Annotated in this window: 18 protein-coding genes; 10 read left to right on the top strand and 8 right to left on the bottom strand. The window is 59.0% G+C overall.

Annotation, left to right across the window (positions count from 1 at the left end):
* Positions 1-1,515 carry an IS21 family transposase gene (gene istA / locus TX23_RS25400; protein WP_057704533.1) on the bottom strand — a complete coding sequence of 505 codons (1,515 nt, stop codon included), beginning with the start codon at positions 1,513-1,515 and terminating at the stop codon, positions 1-3.
* 316 nt (positions 1,516-1,831) lie between these two features.
* On the opposite strand from istA, the gene TX23_RS25395 reads away from it, so the two are divergent.
* Both TX23_RS25395 and TX23_RS27655 read left to right on the top strand, forming a co-directional pair.
* Complete coding sequence (locus TX23_RS25395; protein ID WP_057704532.1) at positions 1,832-2,197, top strand: DUF6124 family protein; 366 nt, start codon at positions 1,832-1,834, stop codon at positions 2,195-2,197.
* A 145-nt stretch (positions 2,198-2,342) separates the two neighbouring features.
* Positions 2,343-2,561: a hypothetical protein gene (locus TX23_RS27655; protein ID WP_080757698.1), complete on the top strand. Its 219-nt coding sequence runs from the start codon at positions 2,343-2,345 to the stop codon at positions 2,559-2,561.
* Between the two features lie 737 nt (positions 2,562-3,298).
* On the opposite strand, the gene TX23_RS25390 is transcribed toward TX23_RS27655, so the two are convergent.
* Entirely contained in the window at positions 3,299-4,486 is a 1,188-nt protein-coding gene (locus TX23_RS25390; RefSeq protein WP_057704531.1) for an MFS transporter, read from the bottom strand.
* 481 nt (positions 4,487-4,967) lie between these two features.
* Here TX23_RS25390 and mqo point away from each other — a divergent pair, with 481 nt between their 5' ends.
* The gene (gene mqo / locus TX23_RS25385) at positions 4,968-6,614 is read left to right on the top strand and encodes a malate dehydrogenase (quinone) (RefSeq protein WP_014717590.1); all 1,647 of its coding nucleotides are present in this window, start codon (positions 4,968-4,970) and stop codon (positions 6,612-6,614) included.
* 60 nt (positions 6,615-6,674) lie between these two features.
* On the opposite strand, the gene TX23_RS25380 is transcribed toward mqo, so the two are convergent.
* Entirely contained in the window at positions 6,675-7,523 is an 849-nt protein-coding gene (locus TX23_RS25380; protein ID WP_057704530.1) for a LysR family transcriptional regulator, read from the bottom strand.
* A gap of 127 nt (positions 7,524-7,650) precedes the next feature.
* Between TX23_RS25380 and TX23_RS25375 the strand changes: the two genes are divergently transcribed.
* From TX23_RS25375 to TX23_RS25360, 4 genes are all read left to right on the top strand, one after another.
* Positions 7,651-7,932 (top strand): DUF6124 family protein, encoded by a 282-nt coding sequence (locus TX23_RS25375; protein ID WP_057704529.1) that lies wholly within the window; start codon positions 7,651-7,653, stop codon positions 7,930-7,932.
* 327 nt (positions 7,933-8,259) lie between these two features.
* Entirely contained in the window at positions 8,260-9,042 is a 783-nt protein-coding gene (locus TX23_RS25370; protein ID WP_244885985.1) for a 2OG-Fe(II) oxygenase, read from the top strand.
* Positions 9,039-9,947: a DMT family transporter gene (locus TX23_RS25365; RefSeq protein ID WP_057704528.1), complete on the top strand. Its 909-nt coding sequence runs from the start codon at positions 9,039-9,041 to the stop codon at positions 9,945-9,947. The genes TX23_RS25370 and TX23_RS25365 overlap by 4 nt, the downstream gene beginning before the upstream one ends.
* Before the next feature lie 129 nt (positions 9,948-10,076).
* Positions 10,077-10,406, top strand: a complete 330-nt coding sequence (locus TX23_RS25360; protein ID WP_057704527.1) for a YXWGXW repeat-containing protein — start codon at positions 10,077-10,079, stop codon at positions 10,404-10,406.
* 136 nt (positions 10,407-10,542) lie between these two features.
* Here the strand turns inward: TX23_RS25360 and TX23_RS25355 are convergent, their stop codons facing one another.
* The 4 genes from TX23_RS25355 to TX23_RS25340 form a co-directional block, all read right to left on the bottom strand.
* Positions 10,543-10,938: a PIN domain-containing protein gene (locus TX23_RS25355; RefSeq protein WP_057704526.1), complete on the bottom strand. Its 396-nt coding sequence runs from the start codon at positions 10,936-10,938 to the stop codon at positions 10,543-10,545.
* A complete protein-coding gene (locus tag TX23_RS25350; RefSeq protein WP_057704525.1) occupies positions 10,935-11,192 on the bottom strand; it encodes an AbrB/MazE/SpoVT family DNA-binding domain-containing protein in 258 nt (85 codons plus the stop codon). The genes TX23_RS25355 and TX23_RS25350 overlap by 4 nt, the downstream gene beginning before the upstream one ends.
* Before the next feature lie 172 nt (positions 11,193-11,364).
* A complete protein-coding gene (gene ppnN, locus TX23_RS25345) occupies positions 11,365-12,738 on the bottom strand; it encodes a nucleotide 5'-monophosphate nucleosidase PpnN (RefSeq protein WP_057704524.1) in 1,374 nt (457 codons plus the stop codon).
* 148 nt (positions 12,739-12,886) lie between these two features.
* A complete protein-coding gene (locus TX23_RS25340) occupies positions 12,887-13,711 on the bottom strand; it encodes an aspartyl/asparaginyl beta-hydroxylase domain-containing protein (RefSeq protein ID WP_057704523.1) in 825 nt (274 codons plus the stop codon).
* 277 nt (positions 13,712-13,988) lie between these two features.
* Here TX23_RS25340 and fabV point away from each other — a divergent pair, with 277 nt between their 5' ends.
* Both fabV and TX23_RS25330 read left to right on the top strand, forming a co-directional pair.
* Positions 13,989-15,182, top strand: coding sequence for an enoyl-ACP reductase FabV (gene fabV / locus TX23_RS25335; protein WP_032902674.1), 1,194 nt, complete (start codon positions 13,989-13,991; stop codon positions 15,180-15,182).
* A gap of 213 nt (positions 15,183-15,395) precedes the next feature.
* Positions 15,396-16,037 (top strand): HAD family hydrolase, encoded by a 642-nt coding sequence (locus TX23_RS25330; RefSeq protein WP_057704522.1) that lies wholly within the window; start codon positions 15,396-15,398, stop codon positions 16,035-16,037.
* Here the strand turns inward: TX23_RS25330 and TX23_RS25325 are convergent.
* The gene (locus tag TX23_RS25325) at positions 16,015-16,920 is read right to left on the bottom strand and encodes a LysR family transcriptional regulator (protein WP_057704521.1); all 906 of its coding nucleotides are present in this window, start codon (positions 16,918-16,920) and stop codon (positions 16,015-16,017) included. The two genes, TX23_RS25330 and TX23_RS25325, sit on opposite strands and share 23 nt — an antisense overlap.
* A 102-nt stretch (positions 16,921-17,022) precedes the next feature.
* Between TX23_RS25325 and TX23_RS25320 the strand changes: the two genes are divergently transcribed.
* Positions 17,023-18,192, top strand: a complete 1,170-nt coding sequence (locus TX23_RS25320) for an aspartate aminotransferase family protein (RefSeq protein WP_057704520.1) — start codon at positions 17,023-17,025, stop codon at positions 18,190-18,192.
* Positions 18,193-18,356: the final 164 nt, after the last annotated feature.

The following is an 18,356-nucleotide window of genomic DNA, read 5'->3' as shown; positions in this document are numbered from 1 at the left end:
TCAGTGGTAGTAGTCGGGGCCACGCAGGTTGATGTGCTCTTCGGGCAGCAGTGGCAGGTTTTGCTGGGTCAGCGGCAGCCGTTCCAAGCCTTGGCGCAGGATCGATTCGAGGCTTTTGTAACTGCATGCGCCCAGCGCCAGCGCACGCTGGCAAGCGGCTTCCAGCCGCTCTTCGCCGTGCTGTCTGCTCAGGCGCAGGATGCCCAGGCAGGCGCGGAAACCGTGCTGCGGATGGATTCGGCGTTCGAGGATGTGGGCGATGACGCCAGCCGTGTTCGGGCCGGTCTGCTCGGCCCAGCGGATCAGCCGTTGCGGTGTCCACTCGGCATGTTCGCGGTGGCTCTTGGGCATGTGCTCGGTTTGGGTGGTGTGGCGGCCTTTATGTGCCGAGCGCAGATGGCTGGCCACGCGCTGATTGGCGTGGAAGCATTCAACGGTCTGCGCCGTCAGCCGCACTTCGAGTTGGTGCTTCACCAGCTGATACGGCACCGAGTAGTAATGGCCGTCGACCTCGACGTGGTAGTCGATGTGTACTCGTACCTTTTTCCATTCGGCGTAGACGTACGGGTGTTCCGGCAGCGGTTGCAGCGCGGGTTGGTCGATGGTCTCGAAGACCGACCGGCGTGAGCCGGGCAGCTTCTTGAAGGGTTTCTGATTGAGTCGATCCAGCAGCAGTCCAATTGCCGTGTTGAGTTCGCCCAGCGAGAAGAACTGGCGGTTGCGCAGCACTGCCAGGATCCAGCGCTCGACCACTTGCACGCCGACTTCGACCTTGGCTTTGTCCCGAGGCTTGCGGGATCTGGCAGGCAATACGGCCACGCCGTAATGCTCGGCCAGGTCGCGGTAACTGGGATTGATGTCAGGCTCGTAACGATGCGCTTTGGTAACGCCGCTGCGCAGATTGTCCGGTACCAGGATCTGCGATGTACCGCCGAAAAAGGCGAAGCAGCGCACGTGCGAGCCCAGCCAGTCGGGCAGTTTCTGCGACCAAGTGGCCTCGGCAAAGGTGTAGCTGGACGCGCCGAGGACGGCGACGAAGATCTGCGTTTGGCGGATCTCGCCGGTTCGCCGATCAATGACTGGCACGGTCTGGCCAGCGTAATCGACAAACAGCTTTTCGCCGGCACGGTGTTCCTGGCGCATGACCACGTCGACCTTGGCGGCCCAGAGGCGGTAATGCTCGCAGAACCAGCTGTACTGGAAGCCTTGCGGATGGCTGAGTCGATACTCTTGCCAAAGCAGGGCCAGGGTGACGCCGGGACGCCGCAGTTCGGCATGGACATGAGCCCAGTCCGGCATCGGACGTTGATCGCTGGGAACCGTCGGCGCTGGCGGGAACAGACAGCGTTCCAGTTCGGCATCCGACAACGCCGTCGGCCAGGTCAGCCCGCAAGCGTTGAAGCGATGCAGGTAGTTGCCGGCGCTGCCACTGCTGATGCGAAGGTTGGTGGCGATCTTGCGCACGGACAGGCCGGCGTCGAACTTTAGGCGTAGTACCTCTCGGATTTTACGCATGGATATACGCTCCACGACGACCTCTTCGCTTCGAGAAAAGAGGTCGATGGTAGTGAATAATCCTGCGTCGCTGCCTGCCTGAGCATGGGCTGGGTCAGTGGAAAATCACTGTCCAAATGCTCGTGGAATGAGTGTCCAAGTCAGCGTGGAATCACTGTCCAAGTGTTCGTGGAATGGGTGTCCAACTGCGCGTGGAATCCGCACCTTGGACCATCCGTAGCTAATCTCGTTGGGCCGTTGCAAACCCAGCGGCCGGAGGTGGAAGTCCGAACTGCTAAGGCGTTTTTAACTCCCGTAAATATTTGGAGCTTCGCCCATGCACAACAACACACGCAGTTCTTCAATTGATCAAACCGCATCGTCCGTCGATGCCAAGCTTCAAGCCGCAGCCCAGCGAGCAATCCATCATCACTTGCCCCCATCCGGCGACGCTGCACCCGTCGAACGCCCAAGCAACAACCTATTCCTCGTAAACCCAACCATCGACCCCGAGACCCTCCTGGCTAACGCGGCCGAAAACCTAGCATCCGCCAACGAAATGGCCGCCACCTTGGCGTTCGACCTCGACGACTCCCAACGCGCCATCGCCCTGGGCATCCAGCAGTTAATCGAGTTGAGTTCGCTGCTCGTTGACCGAGCCCAGGAGCAGGTTGCGCCTGTAACGGCCTCAGTCAAAGCCTGACAACCAACCCTGCCGCCTTACCCAAGGCGGCAACCTGAACTCATGCTGTCCCCCCGCAAAGTTTCATAATTCCCTGCGCCGTTGAGGTCTACGATTCCCTGCGAGAGAGGACCCCAGCGCCTCCAGCCCATAGGGAACTGAAACCATGATCTCGAACCTCGTCAAAGTTGTGATGATCACCGGCACGTTGCTGTTGAGCGCTTGTTCATCTTCATCGAGCGTGAACAGTGACCCGTGCTTTTCAGGCGGATGCCAGGCATTTGGCGACCATAGTCCCAACAAAGCCGCGAAGATGAATTTCGGTGGCAGTGGGCTGGGGAGTAGTTATGGGGAGTATGGTTCGGGGTTGTTGCATGATGATTGATGGGGTGGTGGGGCAAGAGTGTTTTGCTTGCTTTGCTGCTTTGCAAAGTGAGCTGCCGTTTGGGTGGAGCGCTAAGTAGCCGTTGCCTGAGTAACGGATAGGTACGCGGTCTGATCCCGCATTTTCGTCGGCTGTCAGGTCTTCACGGGAGCAAGCTCCCTCGCCACAGGTGCAGCGTCGTGCCGAAGTTGTGTAGATATAAATATTGATGCTGCGGTGGCGGTGGGTCAGTTAATTCATCTGTTACTGATATACCGCTATCGCAGGCAAGCCAGCTCCCATACTGGCCATGTATTGCTCGCAGAATCAGCGCCCGGCTCGGATCCCTGTGGGAGAGGGCTTGCTCGCGATGGCGGTGGGTCAGTTAACTCATCTATCACTGATATACCGCTATCGCAGGCAAGCCAGCTCCCATACTGGCCATGTATTGCTCGCAGAATCAGCGTCCGGCTCGGATCCCTGTGGGAGAGGGCTTGCTCGCGATGGCGGTGGGTCAGTTAATTCATCTGTCACTGATACACCGCTATCGCAGGCAAGCCAGCTCCCACATTGGCCATGTATCGCTCGCAGAATCAGCGCCCGGCTCGGATCCCTTTGGGAGCGGGCTTGCTCGCGAAGGCGGCATGTCAGTCACTGAATCTATAACTGACCACTGCTTTCGTAGGCAAGCTCCACACATTGGATATTCGTTGTTTTGAGTAGTGTGTTCGCTTAGCTGATCGGTATTAGGCGAGCCGTTAATGGCCGCCTTTCATCCGCCGGGCAACCAGGTAGAGACCTAGACCCACCAGCGCTGTAGCAGCACCGATGTAGCCGGTGCTGGTCCAGCCCAACCCTGCCGTAATCGCCATCCCCCCAAACCACGGCCCCAGCGCATTCGCCAGGTTGAACGCCGCATGGTTCGATGCTGCCGCCAGGCTCGGCGCTTCGTGGGCAATGTCCATCAAGCGAATCTGCAACGGCGCCGCCAACGCGACCATGGTGCCCACCAACCCCATGCTCAGCAGCACGCCCCACAGCGACGAGGCGGCGAAGGGGAAGAACAGCAGCACGGCCATCGACCACACCAATATCAAACCCACTGCCCGAAACTGCATACGATCAAACAGTTTGCCACCGGCAATGTTGCCGATGATGCCGCCCACGCCAAACGCGGCGAGGCCAAACGGAATCCACTGCGGCGAGACCTTGGTCACTTCCAGCATGGTCGGCGCCAGGTAGCTGAATACGCAGAACATCCCGGCAAAGCCAATCGCGCCGATGGACAGGGCCATCCATACCTGGGGTTTGGTGAAGGCGCGCAGTTCTTTGCGTGGGTCGCTGCGTTGTTCGTCGTGGCGGTGGGGCACGAATTGCCAGACCAGGGCGATGGTGAGCAGGGCGATCACGCTGACCAGGGCGAACGCCGAGCGCCAGCCCAGGTGTTGGCCGAGGAAGGTGGCGATGGGGTTGCCCAGCAGCATGGCCAGGGTCAGGCCCATCATCACGCGGGCTACGGCGCCGGCGCGTTTGTCGGTGGGTACCATGCTGGAGGCGACCACGGCGGCGATGCCGAAGTAGGCGCCGTGGGGCAGGCCGCTGATAAAGCGGAAGGCCACCAGCGAGCCGAAGGTGGGGGTGAAGGCGGTGGCGAAGTTGCCCAGGGCGTACAGGCCCATCAGCAACAGCAGCATGTGTTTGCGCAGCAGCTTGGCGCCGAGGATGGCCAGCAGCGGGGCGCCGACCATCACGCCCAGGGCGTAGGCGCTGATTGCGTGGCCCACCTGGGGTTCGCTCAGGCCCAGGTTCTGGGCGATGTCGGGCATCAGGCCCATGATGGCGAATTCGCCGGTGCCGATCGCGAAGGCGCCCACGGCCATGGCTGCTTCCATTTTGGCGGCGCTGCGCGCGGGCAGTACGTGCCCGGGTGTTTGCTGGATAGTCATGGGTAACTCTGTTGGGGTGAAGTGCACGAAGACGGTCGTCGATGCTACGCAAGCCGCGACGAGGGTGTCTAGAACCGCCATTTGCGGCAGAGTTCCACGCCTGTGACCGCAGGTCGCGGCTGCCAGGCTTGACAGGGGCGCATTAAAACCCGGGATTTAGGCCTGTCAATTGGCCAAACGGCGCATAAACGCTGTTTAGCGTGATATTCTGCGCGCCGTCTTGGGCTAGTCTTTCCCTGGTGCGTACACCCGTATACGTCCCAGCGGTTGGCTGTCGCCCAGGTAGCTGAAGCCAATAATGATAAGAAGTCAGCGCAGAAGGGACATAACAGTGAGGTCGATCCATCGGCCTTGTGTGCCCACCCTGCAGCCTTTATGTGACTGTGCAGACCCCGCGGTACGTTGCCTGACGTAGCGTGAACGAGGGTTACTCATGATCGGGGGCGGTAGGGCGGATGGCGTTTTATCATAGGTGCTACTGATGTTTAAAAAAGTAAACACTGCCCTGCTGGGGCTGGCTTTGTCGATGGGGATCACGTCCGTTCACGCGGAAGAGGCAAAGAAAGTCGATGTGCTGCTGATCGGCGGCGGCATCATGAGTGCAACCCTGGGTGTCTGGCTCAATGAGCTGGAGCCGGACTGGTCCATGGAGATGGTCGAGCGCCTCGATGGCGTGGCCGAAGAAAGCTCCAACGGCTGGAACAACGCCGGTACCGGTCACTCGGCCCTGGCTGAGCTGAACTACACCCCGGAAGACAAGAACGGCAACGTTGAGATCCCGAAAGCGGTCGAGATCAACGAAGCGTTCCAGATCTCCCGTCAGTTCTGGTCCTGGCAGGTTCAGCAGGGCGTGTTGAAGAACCCGCGTTCGTTCATCAACTCCACTCCGCACATGAGCTTTGTGTGGGGCGATGACAATATCAAGTTTCTGAAAAAGCGCTACGAAGCCCTGAAGGCCAGCCCGCTGTTCGCTGGCATGCAGTACTCCGAAGACCCGGCGCAAATCGCCAAGTGGGTTCCGCTGATGATGGAAGGGCGTGACCCCAACCAGAAAATCGCGGCCACCTGGAGCCCAATCGGTACCGACGTAAACTTCGGCGAGATCACCCGCCAGTTCGTCGCTCACCTGCAAACCACGCCGAAGTTTGACCTGAAGCTGTCGAGCGAAGTGCAGGACATCACCCGCAACGACGACGGTTCGTGGCGTGTGAGCTACAAAAACCTCAAAGACGGCACCAAGACTGAAACCGACGCCAAGTTCGTGTTCATCGGCGCCGGCGGCGGTGCCCTGCACCTGCTGCAGAAGTCGGGCATTCCTGAAGCCAAGGAATACGCAGGCTTCCCGGTGGGTGGTTCATTCCTGGTGACCGAGAACCCGACCATCGCCGAGCAGCACCTGGCCAAGGCCTACGGCAAGGCTTCGGTAGGTTCGCCACCGATGTCGGTTCCGCACCTGGACACCCGTGTGCTGGATGGCAAGCGCGTGATTCTGTTTGGCCCATTCGCCACCTTCTCGACCAAGTTCCTGAAAGAAGGCTCGTACCTGGACCTGCTGACCAGCACCACCACCCACAACATCTGGCCTATGACCAAAGTCGGTATTCGTGAATACCCACTGGTCGAGTACCTCGCCGGCCAACTGATGCTGTCTGATGATGACCGTTTCAAGGCGCTGCAAGAGTACTTCCCGAACGCCAAGCAGTCCGACTGGCGCCTGTGGCAAGCCGGCCAGCGCGTGCAGATCATCAAGCGTGATGAAGAGCAAGGCGGCGTGCTGAAGCTGGGTACCGAAGTGGTCAGCTCTGCCGACAACACCATCGCAGGCCTGTTGGGTGCATCGCCAGGCGCGTCCACCGCGGCTCCGATCATGCTGACCGTGCTGCAAAAGGTGTTCAAGGACAAAGTAGCCAGCCCGGCCTGGCAGGAAAAACTGCACCAGATCGTGCCAAGCTACGGCACCAAGCTGAACGACAGCCCTGAAGCTGTTGCCAAGGAATGGGCCTACACTGCCGGTGTGCTGCAACTGACACCACCGCCAGCGATCCCGCAACTGGCTGCTCCACAGGCTACCGAGGCTGCCAAGCCTGCGGCTGAGCCAAGCAAGCCGGCGTCTGACCTGGCGCTGTAAGCAACACCCACGAAAAAGCCCGCTGAACCGGTGACGGTCAGCGGGCTTTTTTGTGTGTATTCAGAGGGTGAACCCCTTTTTGAGTTGTTCATGCAGATGAAGCGCCAAATGGTTTGCGCTATCGGACAACAAGTAGATGTGGTGGCGCGGCAATTCAGGTAGGCGAACGCCGGGGATATTTTGAGTCAACCCAACTGTTAATCGACTTTCTTCAATCAGTCCAACGGCCAATCCGCAGAACACTGCGGCTTCTACCGCAGTAGAACTGGCACTTTCCAGCAGGACTCGATAGTAGGCTCCATGCTCTTTCAGCGCTCGTATCGCTGAGGCTCGATAGGGGCAACCGGTCAATTGCACTGCGATGGGTAGCGGCGCCTGTTCGGGTGTTTTGAATTGGTCGGAAACAACCCATACAGGCTGTATCGAACCCAACTGTTCTCCTTGCTCCAACGGCTGAGCACTGACGATCAATGCCAAATCAATCTGTTCCCGGCTGAACATGGTGAACAGTTCGCCACTGGATCTGGCTTCTATTTCCAACTCAAGCAAGGGATTGTCAGCGATAAGCTGCGGCAGGAAGTCGCGCATGAAAGCCGGCGCATAAGAATCGGGAAGCCCCAGGCGAATCCTTCCTTGCATGCGCTGGGGGGTTAAGGAGGCCAGTAAGCGGTCGTGGCTCTTGAGAAAGTCGGTGGTTTCGCTGAGTAGTTTCTTGCCATACATCGTCAGCTCAACACCTTGGTTACTCCGGCTGAACAGGCGTTGGCCGACTAAGTCTTCCAGCTTTTGAATCTGCGTCGTAACGGTCGAAGCGCTCCGATGCACATGGCTCGCTGCTTCATTGAAGCGACGGAAGCGGGCGACCGCATGAAAGGTTCGAAGCAGATCGATATTGAGTTGCTTGCTCATGATTCTTCTTTTTGGGATTAGTTGTGCAGATTATTCAAATATACAAAATCATGCTCGCAGCCTAGCCTTTTATTTAGCCGGCGTCATCACGGCGCTGTGTGATCAAAACTGCGAAAGGAACTGCGCTATGGATAAGACAAAACCCAACCGTTCTCGAAGTACGAAAGCAGACAACTCCGCTACGGCGGCTCGATCAAAGCTTAGTCTCTTTTCGGTTTCTTCTGATGTGGATACCGAAACACTTCTGGCTAACGCTGCTGAGACGTTCTCATCCGTTAATAATTTGATATCCAACCTGGCATTTGAGCTTGAAGGCGCTCACAGGGGGCTTGCTCTCGGGATTCAGCAGATGACCGAGCAAGGTTTGTTGTTGGTTGATAAGGCATTGGAGCAAGTGGCACCTGTCTAGGGTGACCTAATGATGGATGGCGCCTGTGGCATTGATGAACTTCGATATATCACGGCAAGTGCCAGTGAGAGCGTACGGCTTTTGCTGGCATCCATTGTGAGTGACAAAGCATGGAGTCAGATAGATATGAAATATGGTGCTCGATATTTGGTATCACTTCGGGGAGCCGGTCACCTGAAGTCAGCCCTGCAAGCATCACTGGTTCCCGCATCTCGATGTAAGCATCCCGGGGCCCTGCTCGACACGTTGCAACACTGGAGTGACAGTTATTTGCGCAGTGATGGCCCATGCCTCACAGGTCATCGCAGCTTAGCGAACCTGGGGTACATGAGGTCGCCACTAGTAATTGCCCAGCCCGAGCAGTTGACGGCAGTGGCTCAGGTCTCGGGGCTGTTCAATAAGCAGGGCATCGCCGAGTTGAGGCGAGCGTGTTATCAGCTGGAGGCGGGGTCCAGCACCAGCGACTGGATTATCTCTAACCGTACCCGTGCGGCAACGCGGTCATCGACACTTATCCGGGAGATGATGGACAGTCGGGCGTTCCTGCTGGCGGTGTCAAAAATTGCAGGTGTGCCGCTGGTTCCGCACCCTTTCTTGCGCGCCCGTTCCCAGGTCAATTACTTCTACCCGCCCCAGGCTCTGCACGATAGGGCACAGATCGGTATGTGGCATACCGATGGAACCAGCTTTGTGCTGAACATAATGCTGTCTGAGCCCAGCGAGTACGAAGGTGGAGAGTTCGTTTATTTTGAGGGCCCTGTGGAGCGCTTTGATGTCGCAAGCCTCAATGACAACGTGCGAAGCTGTGGTGTGAAAGCCAGTGGCGATGCGGTGTATATCTACGGCAGTCGAGTGTTTCATGGCGTGCGCCCACTCACTCAAGGCCGGCGCATGTCGTTGGTGTTGTCGTTTCACTGTCCTTACAGTCAGGCGGATGTCAATAAGTTCTGGCACTTGGCATCCGACGATGGCGTGCTGCGTACCATCAAGCCGTGGTTCCAGCTCAAGCGTGACCTGGTGCGACCCGCCAGCGAGCAATATCGGCGTTTGGGGATTGACCCCATCACGTTTGGCGAACTCGTGCCGTTGCAGTTGCAGGGGGCACGATGACGGCTCGTATCGGCTACACGCGGTTGTTACTGCTTCAGGTCGTCTTTGTCCTGTCCTGGAGTTCCGGCTTTATAGGTGCCAAGTTAGGCGCGCAGAGTGCTGGAGCCTTCAACCTTTTGTTCTGGCGTTTTTTGTTGGTTTCGTTATGCCTGGCAGTGTTTTTGAACAGACGGTTGCTGAGGGTTTCCTGGCAGCAGATTCGTCATCACGCAGTTGTCGGGTTCCTGTCGCAGTTCCTGTATTTGAGCTGCCTCTACGTGGCGATCCAGAACGGTCTACCGCCCGGGATCGCGGCGATCATTGCGGCGTTACAGCCGTTGATGACAGCGGCATTGTCGACGGGCATGGAGTCCGAGCGCAGTGGCGGCTGGCAGTGGTTGGGGTTGATGATCGGCTTTGTCGGTGTGTCGATTGTGATTGCCGGGCAGTATGGTGGTGGCGGGCAGCAGGGTGTCGGGTTGGTCATGTATCTCTTGCCTCTGGTGTCGGCACTTGGGCTGACACTGGCGACCTTGTACGAGCGTCGTTCGGTGCAGACCCAGGACAGCGGGTTGGTATTGCCGCTGTTTATCCAGTCGCTGTTGACCTTGATAGGTTTTACCGCGGCCGTGATCTACACCGACACCCTGAGTATTCCCCATGACACCAACGTACTGATCTCGATTGTGTGGCTGACGGTGTTCTCCACCTTCCTCGCCTATTTGAGCCTGTGGATGCTGCTGCGGGTGATGACGGCGACCCATGTGGCGGCGCTGGTGTACCTGGAGCCGCCGGTGACGTTGGTGTGGGCGGCGTTGATGTTTGGCGATGTGATCCACGCATCGACCTACACGGGCATTGCCGTGGTCGTGGCGGGGTTGGTGCTGGTGCGCCTGAAGCGACCGACTGTCGCCTGTACTTACTGAGGCTGGCAGGTTCAGCAACCCGACAGACACCGCCTGTTAAAAAGTACCCAGGGCCAAGCAGGAGCGTGGCTGAAACAAGGGGGATTTTTACCAGTGCAGGTGTTGGGCGTTCGCGCCCGAGGGTTTTGTATGTTGCTACGTTATGCAGCATTGGCCGCCATGGTGGTCGCGGCTTCCGGGTGTGTGCAAGAGCGTGTTGTGCATGAGCGCAGGCCGGTGCAACACGAGTACGTGGATGTGGTGGCGCCGCAACCGCCGCCGGTGCAGGTGATTGAAGTCGAGCCGGCGGTGCGCGAAGGTTATATCTGGTCACGCGGTTACTGGCGCTGGGAAGGCGGGCGTTACGTGGCAGTGCACGGCCATTGGGAACCGGTGCGCCAGGGGTATCGTTATGTACACCCGCACTGGGTGCAGCGTAATGATGGCTACCACTGGCAGATCGGCGGCTGGATACGCTGACCTAACCTCCTCTCCCTCTTCTCTGTAGGAGCGAGCTTGCTCGCGAAAAACGTCAACGGTTACGCGGGCATTCAGGTTGCACGCGGAGCCTATGAGTTTTTCGCGAGCAAGCTCGCTCCTACACAAACACAGCGGGCTAGCCGAGCCGTTTCATCCCCGCAGCCTTGGCCGCGTTCAGATCAAAGGTGGCGGTGTACTCGCAGCCCGCCGCATGACCACAGCGTTCAACCAGGCAGTCGGCAAAGTCGGCTTTGCTTGCGGTGAACTTGCGTAGGGCCTGCCAGATGACATCGGCGTGCTCGACGGTCAGTTCCCGTGTGTGCAGCAAGGTCTCCAGCACCGTCACCACGTCGCTTTTGGCCGACTGGTAGCAGGACTGCAACACCCACACCAGTTCCGTCAGCGTCACCAGGCTGACGAAACCGGGTGAGGCGGCGGTGAGCGATTCGATCAGTTGGGACGCCTTGGCGGATTGGACCGGGTCATCCTGGGTCACATAACGCACCAGCACATTGGTATCCAGGCCGATCATCCAGCGCTTGCTCCCTGGGCCGCGATGGCGCGGTTCATGTCTTCGATAGACACGGCATGAGCGGGTTTGCGGATCAACCCCTTGAGGTCCCTGACGGTTTTGCTGGCGGCAATCATGGAAAACTTGCCGTCTTCCATTTCGACGAATTCCACCCGGTCGCCTGTTTCCAGGCCCAGGGCTGTCCTGACCTGCACAGGGATGGTGATTTGCCCTTTTGAAGTGAGTGTGGCGGTGGCCATAGTGAAGATCTCCATCGTGATATTCCTTACCTTAGGGTAAGGAATGACGGAGGACAATATCCGTTGGTCCATAGGTCGCTCGCTGAGGTGAATGAGTCGGAATAGTAAAACCCTAGTCCGAACTCTTGTTCCTCACACGTCGTGCCATGTCCCAAACGAATACAAACTATGACCGACCGCCGCTGGCTTACTGCACCACGCGATAGCACGGCACATACGCCGCGCCGCCCGGCAGTTTCATGCGGTGCTGGGCCACGAACGCCTTCAATAATTCATCCAAAGGTTTCATGATCGCCGGGTCGCCGTGGATCTCATACGGGCCGTTTTCTTCGATCAGGCGAATACCTTTGTCTTTGACGTTACCCGCCACGATCCCGGAGAACGCCCGGCGCAGGTTGGCCGCCAGTTCATGGGCCGGCAGCGCGTGGCTCAGTTGCAGGCTGGCCATGTTTTCGTGGGTAGGGTCGAACGGGCGCTGGAAGCCTTCGTCGATTTTCAGCAGCCAGTTGAAATGGAACGCGTCGTTACGCTCGCGGCGGAACTGCTTCACCGCCTTGAGGCCGGTGGTCATCTGGCGCGCCACTTCGGCCGGGTCGTCGATGATGATCTGGTAATGCTGCTGCGCCGCTTCGCCGAGGGTGGCGCCGACGAACGCGTGCAGCTGTTCCAGGTAAGGCGCTGCGTGTTTGGGCCCGGTCAACACCACTGGGAACGGCACGTCGCGGTTATCGGGGTGCATCAGGATGCCCAGCAGGTACAAAAACTCTTCCGCGGTGCCGGCGCCGCCGGGGAAGATGATGATGCCGTGGCCGACGCGCACGAAGGCTTCCAGGCGTTTTTCGATGTCCGGCAAAATCACCAGCTCATTGACGATCGGGTTCGGCGCTTCGGCGGCGATGATGCCTGGCTCGGTCAAGCCCAGGTAACGGCCATTGGTGATGCGTTGCTTGGCGTGGGAAATGGTCGCGCCCTTCATTGGGCCTTTCATCACGCCTGGGCCGCAACCGGTGCACACGTCGAGGCTGCGCAGGCCCAGTTCGTGCCCGACTTTCTTGGTGTATTTGTATTCTTCGGTGTTGATCGAATGGCCGCCCCAGCACACCACGATCTTGGGCTCCACACCCGGGCGCAGCGTACGGGCGTTGCGCAGCAGGTGGAACACGTAGTCGGTGATGCCCTGGGAGTTGCTCAGGTCGATACGCTGGCTGTCCAGCTCGTTCTCGGTGTAGACGATGTCGCGCAGGGCGCTGAACAGCATTTCGCGGGTGCTGGCGATCATTTCGCCATCGACAAAGGCATCGGCTGGGGCGTTGAGCAGTTCCAGACGTACGCCGCGGTCTTGCTGATGGATGCGCACTTCAAAGTCTTTGTAGGCGTCGAGGATGGTCTTGGCGTTGTCGATATGCGCGCCGGTGTTGAGAATCGCCAGGGCGCATTGGCGGAACAGGGTGTAGATGCTGCCGGTACCGGCTTCGCTCAGTTGCTGCACTTCACGTTGGGACAGGGTTTCGAGGCTGCCCTTGGGGCTGACGGAGGCGTTGATGACTTGACGTTGGGGCATTCTGATTCCTTGAAAGCATAGCCACCGCGCTTGCTTGGGGGCGATGGCTTGAGAAGGGTGAGCGCCAATTAAGGTCGCACGAGACGGTTATTTACCTCAGGCGCAAGGCCCAGCGCAAATACCGTCCAACACCATCATGCCGCAGAACTTACTGAATCAGCTTCCAGTTTTTGTAGAAAACCCGACGCAGGGTAAAGACCAGCCCGGCAAAGCCTGCGATCACGGCGTTGAGCACCGACGGCAGCATCGTCGGGCGCACGATGTCGATGAACAGGCAGTAGCGCTTGGCGTCGTTTTTGTTGAAGGACGCATGCATCAGCGTGTCATCGAAGATAAACAGCGGGTCGTCATGCCAGTAGTGCTTGTGCTTGCCCACCTGGATATACACGCCTTCATGGTGGGGCGCCGGGGCCATGTTGTAGAGCACACGGAACATCATGCGCAGGGGGCCGAAGTGGAACGAGGTCGAGCGGTTTTCGTTGAACACCGAGACACCGATGGTCTTCACAAATGGCAGTTTTTTGCGCAACTGCGGGATATCCAGGGTGGTTTCGATCGGGCGACCGTACCACTGGAAGAACAACATGCCGCGTTTCTTCTCGGCCATGCGTTCGTCCAGGTAACCGATGATTTCATCCTTGCGGGCCATGGCGTCGTCGATCACCTGTTGCAGGTCTTGGCGCCACGCGGGGGGCAAGTCGTGCAGGGTATAGACATGCTGGTTGCGGCTGCTCAGCAGGTCGAGCAGGGTGTTGAACGGCGCCAGCACCCAGGTATTGCGACCGTTGCCGATGAAGTATTTCTTGAAGGTGTCGCGGTCGTAGAGGCCATTGCGCAAGAAATCGTAGACACCGCACACCACCACCAGCAGCAGAAACACCAGGCAGGTTCGCGGAAAACAGCCAATCAATAGCAACACGCCGACTACCCAGGCGAGGGACACCAGCTTTTTGCCGACAGCACTTTTGCTCATGAAACATGGCTCCAACTTTGAAACATAATGAAACAATATCGTCATGATAGGACTTTATGGGCCGCGCAGGCGTTTTAAATGGTTCGAAAATTGTGAAGCCTGTGCACAATTTTTAACGCCCGGCAGGGACGAGTCCGGAGCGTTGTGGATTGAATTTTGAGAACAGAAGATTTGCGACTATCGTGACGCTTTGGTTTTTCAGGCGTCATAGACCGGTACGATTGAAGTTGAATGGCCACTATTGGCCTTCGGCACCTTGGAAGAGGCAGAAATTTTTATGATCATCAAACCGCGGGTTCGTGGCTTTATCTGTGTGACCGCTCACCCTGTTGGCTGTGAAGCGAACGTCAAAGAGCAGATCGACTACGTAACCAAAAACGGCGTCATCGAAGGCGGCCCTAAAAAGGTACTGGTCCTCGGTGCCTCCACCGGCTACGGCCTGGCCGCGCGCATCAGTGCTGCGTTTGGCTGCGGCGCCGACACCCTGGGCGTGTTTTTTGAGAAAGAAGGCGAAGAAGGCAAGCTGAGCTCCGCTGGCTGGTACAACAGCGCGGCGTTCGAGAAGTTTGCTGTGGAAAAAGGCCTGTACGCCAAGAGCATCAACGGCGACGCGTTCTCCGACGAGATCAAGCGCCTGACCATCGAGACCATCAAGAAAGACCTGGGCAAGATCGACCTGGTGGTCTACAGCCTGGCCGCCCCACGCCGTACCGACCCGCAAGGCGTGGTGCACAACTCCACCCTCAAGCCAATCGGCAAGGCCGTGACCCTGCGTGGGATCAACACCGACAAGGGCGTGGTAGTCGACACCACGCTTGAGCCTGCGACCCAGGAAGAAATCGACGGTACCGTGAAGGTCATGGGCGGCGAAGACTGGCAGCTGTGGATCGACGCCCTGCGTGACGCCGATGTGTTGGCCGAAGGCGCCAAGACCACCGCGTTCACCTACCTGGGTGAGAAGCTGACCCAGGACATCTACTGGAACGGCTCCATCGGCGAAGCCAAGAAAGACCTGGACAAGAAAGTCCTGACCCTGCGCGAAAACCTCGCTGCGCTCAAGGGCGACGCCCGGGTGTCGGTGCTCAAGGCGGTGGTGACCCAGGCCAGCTCGGCGATCCCGATCATGCCGCTGTACCTGTCGCTGCTGTTCAAGGTGATGAAAGAGCAGGGCACCCACGAAGGCTGCATCGAGCAGGTCTATGGCCTGTTCAAGGACAGCCTGTACGGCAGCGAGCCGAAACTCGACGCCGACGGCCGCCTGCGCGCCGACCTGGCCGAGCTCGAACCCAAGGTTCAGGACGCCGTGGCTGCGCTGTGGAACCAGGTCACCGATGACAACGTCAACGAAATCAGCGATTTTGCCGGTTACAAGGCTGAGTTCCTGCGCTTGTTTGGCTTTGAGGTCGACGGCGTGGATTACGACGCGGATGTGAACCCGACCGTCAAAATCAACGGCCTGATCCAAGCCTAAGTCGACGCGGTTAAAAATGCGGGAGGGGGCTTGCTCCCGATGGCGGTGTATCAGTCACTATCTTCAGTGGCTGACACCCTGCTATCGGGGGCAAGCCCCCTCCCACATTTGATCCGCGTCTTTTTCAGATACTTCTTACGCTCCTGCGGGCGCCTCCCTCTTTCAGATCTGTCAGACTCCAGCAGCTATCAAGCCACGCTAACGGAGGATCTGATGACGATTCGTGCAGTAGTTTTTGATTTCGGCGGTGTTCTGTTCGACTGGAGCCCGCAGCACCTGTACCGCAAGCTGATCGCCGATGAGGCGCAGCGGCAGTGGTTCCTCGATAACATCTGCACCCAGGCCTGGAACACCGAGCAGGATGCCGGTCGTACGTTGGCCGAAGCCACCCGCACCCTGATTGCTCTGCATCCCGATCACGAACCCTTGATTCAGGCTTACTACGAGCGTTGGCACGAGATGCTGCGCGGTGAGTTACCTGACGGCGTGGCGATTCTAGAAGCGTTGCACCAGGCCGATATGCCGCTGTTCGGGCTCACCAACTGGTCGGCTGAAACCTTCCCCTACGCCCGAGCGAACTATCCGTTCCTGCAGCGCTTTCGCAACATCGTCGTGTCCGGCGAATTGAAGTTGATCAAGCCTGACCCGGCGATCTACCACGCCAGCCTCAATCAGATCCGCGCTCATCTGCCGGATATACGGCCGAGTGAGGTGGTGTTTATTGATGATGTTGCCGGCAACACCGAGGCTGCCGTCGCCTTGGGCTGGCAGGGCATTCATCATGTGTCGGCCGAGCGTACCGCCGAGCGTTTGCGGGCGTTGGGCGTGGCTTTTAATGTGCCCACTTCTCCATGACAAAATCGACAAATGCCCGCAGCTTGGGCAGGCGATAACGGTCATGGCGATACAGCAGGTGCATCGGGCGGCTGGGCAATTTATAGGTGGTTAACAGGGCCACCAGCTTGCCGCTCTCCAGGTCCGCTTGCACCAGGGCGTCGGCCAGCATCGTGATGCCCATGCCGTTGACGGCCGCCTGGCGCAAGCCTTGGGAGCTGTTGATGGTCAACGAGCCCGCCACCGGAACCTCCACCTCGCCGCCATCGCCGCTCATGCGCCACAGTTTGTCGGTGTCACGCCAGTTGTCGTTCGCAGGGTAGGCGAAGGCCAGGCAGTCATGTTGTTGCAGGTCCTCCGGGGTCTGCGGCGTGCCGCGTCGCGCCAGGTAGGCAGGCGACGCGCAGAGGGTGAGGGTGTAAGGCTGCATGGGCCGGGCGATCAGGCTGGAGGTCTCCAGTTCACCGAGACGGATCGCCACGTCGAAGCCGCTGTCGACCAGGTCCATTCGTTCGTTGCTCAGCACTACGTACAGGTCGATAAGCGGGTAGCGCTGGGAAAACTCGCTTAACGCCGGCACCAGACGTTCGGTGCCGAACACCGGAGGCGCGGTGATGCGCAGGCTGCCTTTAGGGGCTTCACTGTGGATCTGCTCGGCCAGCAGCTCGGAGTCCGCCACCAGCCCCAGCACTTCCAGACAGCGCTGATAATACTGCCCGCCAAATTCGGTCAGGTTCTGTTTACGCGTGGTGCGTTTGAGCAAGCTCACCCCCAGCCGTTGCTCCAGCGCCCGCAGGTGGTTGCCCACCATGGTGGTCGACATCCCGCATTCCTGAGCAGCGGCGGTCATGCTGCCGGTTTCGACCACTTTCACGTAGACCGACATTGCCTGGAACAGATCCATTATCAAGCCCTGCTTTAAAGTCATTGCAGATATTCGCAGTTTATCCAGTGCAGGTGGTTAACGATACTTCCATCACCGCAACGATGCACTGGAGCCCCTACCATGACCGCCGCCTGCCTGATGAGCACCTATCAACCCCTGGCCCTGAGTTTCACCCGTGGCCTGGGCACGCGCCTGTGGGACCAGCAGGGCCGCGAATACCTGGACGCTGTCGCCGGAGTGGCGGTGACCAATGTCGGCCATTCCCACCCCAGGCTGGTGGCAGCTATCAGCGAACAAGCCGGTTTGCTGCTGCATACGTCCAACCTCTACAGCATCGACTGGCAACAACGGCTGGCCCAGCGCCTGGCGCAACTGTCCGGGCTGGATCGCGCATTCTTCAACAACTCCGGCGCCGAGGCCAACGAGACAGCCCTGAAACTGGCGCGCTTGCACGGCTGGAAAAAAGGCATTGAACAGCCGTTGGTGGTGGTGATGGAAAACGCCTTCCACGGCCGCACGCTGGGCACCATGGCCGCCAGCGACGGGCCGTCGGTGCGCCTGGGCTTTCAGCGCCTGCCGGGGGATTTCATCAAGGTGGGGTTCGGCGATATGCAGGCGTTGGAGGCGATCACTGCGCAGTTCGGCACGCGCATCGCCGCCGTGTTGCTTGAGCCGATCCAGGGCGAAAGTGGTGTGTTGGTGACGCCAGCGGGTTACCTGAAAGCCTTGCGCGACCACTGCACGCGCCACGGCTGGCTGATGATGCTCGACGAAATCCAGACCGGCATCGGGCGCACCGGCGCCTGGTTTGCCTTCCAGCACGAAGGCATCCTGCCCGACGTGATGACCCTGGCCAAAGGCCTGGGCAATGGCGTGCCCATCGGCGCCTGCCTGGCTCGCGCCGCCGTCGCCGAACTGTTCACCCCAGGCAGCCATGGCAGCACCTTTGGCGGCAACCCGCTGGCGTGTCGCGTCGGGTGTACGGTGCTGGAGATCATCGAGCAGCAAGGTTTGTTGCAGAACGCCGCACACCAGGGCGAACACTTGCTGGCACGCTTGCGCATGGAGCTGGACGGGCACCCGCATGTGCGGGCGATTCGTGGCAAGGGCTTGATGGTCGGGATTGAACTGGCCAGCCCATACCGCCACCTGGCCCAACGGGCGGCGCAGGAGCATGGGCTGTTGATCAACGTCACGCGGGGCAAGATCATTCGCCTGTTGCCGCCACTGACGCTGGAGCGCAAGGAAGTGGAGATGATCGTACGAGCCATCACCCGATTACTGGACTGAAATTCCATCAAAATGTGGGAGGGATCAACCCCGAACTACTGTAATTAGATGGACTCGCCCAAGCCGAGGCGTCTATGCGCCACGGTGGCATTCTTATAGAAGCCAACGACAGCGAGGGCGAGCCCATGAAAAAGCATACGACGATCAATCAGTCTTTGTCAGCC

It is taken from the genome of Pseudomonas paralactis (assembly GCF_001439735.1).
GTDB lineage: Bacteria > Pseudomonadota > Gammaproteobacteria > Pseudomonadales > Pseudomonadaceae > Aquipseudomonas > Aquipseudomonas paralactis.
The sequence above is the reverse complement of the archived record's forward strand: the minus strand, read 5'-3'. Positions and strand labels throughout refer to the sequence as shown.